This window comes from uncultured Alloprevotella sp. (assembly GCF_963536905.1).
Taxonomy (GTDB): Bacteria; Bacteroidota; Bacteroidia; order Bacteroidales; family Bacteroidaceae; genus Alloprevotella.
Window position 1 is genome coordinate 1 of sequence record NZ_CAUTBW010000081.1, and the last position, 3,527, is coordinate 3,527.

5 protein-coding genes are annotated in these 3,527 nt (G+C 44.9%); 1 reads left to right on the plus strand and 4 read right to left on the minus strand.

The annotated features are described in order from the left end of the window. The coding region (locus ABLA33_RS09920) for a hypothetical protein (protein ID WP_347720177.1) at positions 1–356 on the plus strand (356 nt) is incomplete at its 5' end. A gap of 139 nt (positions 357–495) precedes the next feature. Here ABLA33_RS09920 and ABLA33_RS09925 read toward each other — a convergent pair. The 4 genes from ABLA33_RS09925 to ABLA33_RS09940 form a co-directional block, all read right to left on the minus strand. Beyond that, positions 496–894, minus strand: a complete 399-nt coding sequence (locus ABLA33_RS09925; protein WP_347720178.1) for a hypothetical protein — start codon at positions 892–894, stop codon at positions 496–498. Continuing rightward, on the minus strand, positions 894–2,207 hold the full coding sequence (der, locus tag ABLA33_RS09930) for a ribosome biogenesis GTPase Der (RefSeq protein WP_347720179.1): 1,314 nt from the start codon (positions 2,205–2,207) through the stop codon (positions 894–896). The genes ABLA33_RS09925 and der overlap by 1 nt, the downstream gene beginning before the upstream one ends. Before the next feature lie 107 nt (positions 2,208–2,314). Then, entirely contained in the window at positions 2,315–3,193 is an 879-nt protein-coding gene (gene era / locus ABLA33_RS09935; protein WP_311491084.1) for a GTPase Era, read from the minus strand. 93 nt (positions 3,194–3,286) lie between these two features. Then, a partial coding sequence (locus tag ABLA33_RS09940) for a 3-oxoacyl-[acyl-carrier-protein] synthase III C-terminal domain-containing protein (RefSeq protein ID WP_347720180.1) occupies positions 3,287–3,527 on the minus strand: 241 nt, incomplete at its 5' end.

Here is a 3,527-nt window from a genome sequence, read left to right on the forward strand (position 1 = left end):
CCTACTCCCGCGCCATGCAATTCGTGGATGCCTTTGCGCGGATGGACGAGGCGGAAGTACAAGTCATAAAATATACGGGCCTCGCACGCAGCGAAGTGGAAAGTCTAAACGAGAGCTTCAAGAAGATGGAAACGCGCACACCGCGCGAACAGCTCAACGCGCTGGCAGCCGACGCGGGACGCTTGGGCATACAGTCGAAAAAAGACGTACTCGACTTCGTGGCCGCGGCCGACCAGCTCAATGTGGCACTGGGCGAAGACCTCGGCGCTGATGGTGTGAAAAACATCGGCAAGCTCGCCCAGCTCTTCGGCGATGACAAGAAAATGGGGCTCAAAACGCGAAGAACTCAAGAGTAACCTGAAAAGAATGATGGAGGACCTTGACTTGACTGCTATTGAATACCTTTTACAAATTGTCTAAAAAAGCGAATGTTTATGGGGTTACTTCAGTGAGTAGCACTCATAAACATTCACTTTGATTCTAAGAATTCTATTCTTATCTGATTCGCCAACGATTCTTATTGCGCACTAGTTGGATCATAATTTCTTCCGTACTTCCATCACCATAAGACACATTGAGAAAAGCATTGGACATATTCCCCTTATCGTGAACCTCCGTACGCTCTAGCTTTACGTGTTTTACGCCTTTGTGTTCTTCGTCAATATAACGCGCGTGTTGCTTGAGTGCATCCTTCATTTCTTGCCGATAAGTTTCTGGCTTATCATCACAGGACTGCATGGCATCAACATACGCATTATAGTTGCCCGAAGTGTAGAGTTTATAGAGCGAAAGAATCTCTTCCTCCTTAGGCCCATTTTTCTCTATGCTTGTATTGCTCTTGTTTCCACAAGAAAGAAGCAGCAAGCCCGCGAAGAAAGCAAATAGTGGACGCATTATTTTTGGCGAATGAAGATGTTGATAGGTGTGCCGGAGAAGTTCCATCGTTCGCGTATCTTGTTTTCTAAGAATCGCTTGTAGGGCTCTTTTACATATTGTGGCAAGTTGGCATAGAACACGAAAGAAGGAATCTGCGTGTTGGGCAGCTGCATACAATATTTGATTTTGATGTATTTACCTTTGATTGAAGGTGGTGGATAGGCCTCGATGAGCGGTAGCATCTCTTCGTTGAGTTTGGCGGTGGTGATACGTGCCTGACGCTGAATGTAGACATTCTTAGCTGTCTCAAGAAGTTTGTAGATGCGCTGCTTAGTGAGTGCTGACGTGAAGATGATGGGGAAGTCATCGAATGGAGCCATGCGTTCGCGAATAGTGTTTTGGAAATGATCGATGGCGCGCTGGCTCTTGTCTTCTACGAGGTCCCATTTATTGATGGCAACAACGAGGCTCTTTTGGTTGCGCTGAATGAGCTGGAAAATGTTCATATCTTGGCTCTCAATACCGCGTGTGGCATCAATCAGCAAAATACAGACATCGGAATTTTCAATGGCGCGAATAGAGCGCATAACAGAGTAGAACTCCAAGTCTTCGCTTACTTTACTTTTCTTTCGAATACCTGCCGTGTCGACAAGATAGAAATCGAAGCCAAACTTGTCATAGCGTGTCAGAATGCTGTCGCGCGTGGTTCCTGCAATGTCTGTAACAATATGGCGGTCTTCTCCAATAAACGCATTGATAAGACTGCTCTTGCCAGCATTTGGACGGCCTACGATGGCAAAGCGAGGAATACGTGCTTCCTCTTCCAGACGAGTTTCAGGACCGAGCTTTTCAAGAACGAGGTCGAGCAAGTCTCCCGTGCCGCTACCAGTTGCCGCAGAGATACAGTAAGGGGTGCCAAGACCGAGCCCGTAAAATTCAGCACTTTGGTAAATATCCTTATTGTCATCGCACTTATTGGCACAAAGAATAACGGGGACTTTGGTTTGTCGGAGGATGGTGGCCACTTGCTGATCGAGGTCAGTAATGCCATTGTCGTTATCTACTACAAACAAGATACAATCTGCCTCTTCTGTGGCAACAAGAACTTGTTTGCGAATTTCTTCTTCAAAGATGTCATCAGAATTTACTACCCATCCACCAGTGTCAACGAGAGAAAATTCACGGTTGCACCACTCGCATTTTCCGTATTGTCGGTCACGTGTGGTACCGGCATGTTCACTAACGATGGCAGCACGAGTTCCCGTTAACCGGTTAAAGAGGGTGGATTTTCCTACGTTTGGGCGGCCAACGATGGCTACTAATTTGCTCATATATAAGAAAGTTAGTTAGCGCTCTCTCCAACTCGTTCTTCACGAACGGGGTAGTTTCTCCTGTGGAGCTACCTGAGAGAGCTTTGAATTGATAAAAAATGAAAAAATTAGATATTATGGTATCCGTAAGCGTTGAGACGGCGGTCATTATTGCGCCAATCTTTATCAACTTTCACAAAGAGTTCCAAAAAGATATTCTTTTGAAAAAAACGTTCCATCTCTTTGCGTGCTTCTGTAGATACTTTTTTTAACGCTACTCCTTGGTGTCCGATAATGATGCCTTTTTGGCTCTCACGTTCCACATAGATAATGGCGTTGATATGTATGGACTTCTCTTGCTCCTTAAAACGTTCTACAGAAACCTCGCAAGCGTAGGGTATCTCTTTATCGTAGTAGAGTAGGATCTTCTCTCGAATGATTTCTGTAACGAAAAAGCGGGCAGGCTTGTCGGTCCATTGATCGCGTTCGAAATACGGTGGGGCGTCAGGTAGTAATTCTTTGATACGGCGTAGGACTGTATCTACATTAAATTTCGCCTTTGCTGATATGGGGAAAATCTCAGCTTTTGGCAGTTGTTCGTGCCATTCGCTAACGAGCCTCTCAAGGTCTTGTTGGTTGGAAGTGTCTATCTTATTGATAAGAAGGAGTACGGGAACAGACATTTCTCGAACTTTTGCCAAGAAATCTGCGTTTTTATCCGCTCGCTCAACTACATCTGTGACATATAGCAGAACGTCTGCATCTTGCAGAGCGGATTCAGAGAAAGCAAGCATGGCTTCCTGCATCTTATAGTTCGGCTTTAGCACTCCAGGTGTGTCAGAAAAAACTATCTGAGCATCATCTGTATTGACAATTCCCATGATGCGGTGACGCGTCGTTTGGGCCTTGAAAGTAGCAATGGAGATACGTTCTCCCGTTAATAAATTCATCAAAGATGATTTACCAACGTTTGGATTTCCCACTAAGTTTACAAAACCACTTTTCATATCGCGATAAATTTTTAGAGAAGCCCCCTACAGCCCTTTATTAGGGAAGAAAAAGGCTGTAGGGGGCTTTAGAAAAAAGCTAAAAACTTTGATTTATTTAGCGTTATAGCCCCATTTGAGTAGAGCTGCACCATATGTGAAGCCTGCTCCGAAGGCTGTAAGGATGATGGAATCTCCCTTCTTTAATTGTTTCTCAAAGTCCCACAAAGCTAAAGGTAGAGTGGCGGCAGAAGTATTACCATAACGCTGAATGTTTACCAAAACTTTCTCCATTGGAATTTCAAGACGATTGGCTACCGCTTCAATAATGCGGATATTAGCTTGATGGGGAAGC